Source organism: Rufibacter ruber, from assembly GCF_001647275.1.
Taxonomy (GTDB): Bacteria; Bacteroidota; Bacteroidia; order Cytophagales; family Hymenobacteraceae; genus Nibribacter; species Nibribacter ruber_C.
The window spans coordinates 1-1,624 of sequence record NZ_LRMM01000149.1; the positions used below are offsets into that span (position 1 = coordinate 1).

1 protein-coding gene is annotated in these 1,624 nt (G+C 56.8%); it reads left to right on the top strand.

The features are described 5' to 3' along the window. Positions 1-899: 899 nt before the first annotated feature. On the top strand, positions 900-1,568 hold the full coding sequence (locus A8O25_RS22260) for a class I SAM-dependent methyltransferase (protein ID WP_066839865.1): 669 nt from the start codon (positions 900-902) through the stop codon (positions 1,566-1,568). Positions 1,569-1,624 lie beyond the last annotated feature (56 nt).

Below are 1,624 nucleotides of genomic sequence, written 5' to 3' on the forward strand. Positions count from 1 at the left end.
CCGTCCTGGCGGTGAGCACTGCTGTTAAAACTAGGCCCTCCGGCCTTGCCGCTGAAGCGGCACCGTATTAACAGAGGCGCTCACCCCCAGGACTGGTTTGGGTTCCTCTCCTGATCAGCCTTACTTGCTCTGTCTGCCTCTGTAGGTAACCGTTGCTGATCCGCTAGCCTGAGCCGGGCCCGTGCTGCGCACATCAGCCAGGGGCAGAAGTGCTAATTTACAGAGGTGCCACCAGCAGAAGTGTTGATTGTTCATTGTTGTTTGTTTTTTTATTGCTGCTTGTTTGTCACAATCTCAGGTTCAGGTTTTCAACTTGGACCTATGGTGGCGGAAGCTTTCAGCTTCCATGAGGCGGCAGCCTCACATTACCTCTGCCCTCTATAGCTCCCTCTTCTGCCCCCCTATGGCTCGGAAGTTACTTCCGTGCCTTCTAACGCCAGCTGATACTCACGCGCTGGCACGGGTCCCCAGACGCGTGCCTACAGATGATGGGCGGTCTCTGGCTGCCCCCGCGGCGCGGCAGCGAAACCAGGCATTGTACTTCATTCGTGCTGAATTGCCTAAAGAAAAAGAAAGGACTCAGCACTCAGGACTCAGAACTCACTCCAATACTCCCCCTTTGAAGGGGGTGAAGGGGGATGTTGCCACAGGAGGGCACGCATTGCTGAGGTACGGTCACCCGCCATTTGCCCCACGCATTGCAGATGCTCCCCTCCCGGGAGGGGAAGGGGTGGGTTCTACGCATGGCTGAACTCTTTGCGGCACCCGGCAAGTCTGGAGTATTGGGCCAGTTCTTTCTTCTACCCATCTGCCATGTTCAAAAGACCTGCAAATGTCTGTGCCAAATCCTGTTTTTGGCCTACTTTTGGGAAAACAGCTCCAAAACGCAGGGTTCTCGTATGCCTTCCAAGCCTTCGCCTGACTTTAACCTGATTGCCCCGGTGTATGATACGCTGGCGGTACTGGTATTTGGCCAGGCGCAGAAACGGGCGCAGCAGCATTTCCTGCCTCAAATCCCTGCGGGGGCGCGGGTATTGGTCCTGGGCGGGGGAAGCGGTTTCCTCCTGACGCAGCTCTTCGGCTGTTGCACCCCAGGGAAAGTGTTGTTTTTAGAGGCCTCGGGCACCATGCTCCAAAAAGCACGGCAACGGCTACTCCATTTACCCCACGCAGCCGCTGTTGAGTTCAGGTGCGGCACTGAGCAGGACCTCCTGCCCCATGAGACGTTCCACGTGGTTCTCACCCCATTTGTGCTGGACCTTTTCACTCCCCCAGAAGCAGCGGCCATGATCAACAGGCTGGCTGCCGCCCTGCTCCCCTCGGGCCTTTGGCTGCACACAGACTTCCACCTTTCGGCCGGCGGCCGAAACAGGAGGTGGCAGCAATTCCTGCTGTGGGCCATGTACCGGTTCTTCAGAAAAGTAAGTCAGATATCTGCCAGCAGGCTCCCGCCGCTGGACCAGCTGCTGGGAGAAGCGGGCTTTGCACCCCGGGAACAGGCGTTTTTCTACCGGGGCTTCATCAAAGCGCAGGTGCTGCAAGCAAAAAGCCCACCCAAAAAAATCTAAAGAACTGGCAGTAGCCTCACCTTCTGTTTTCGGGCTGTTTTTCTGAAAACAGCCCG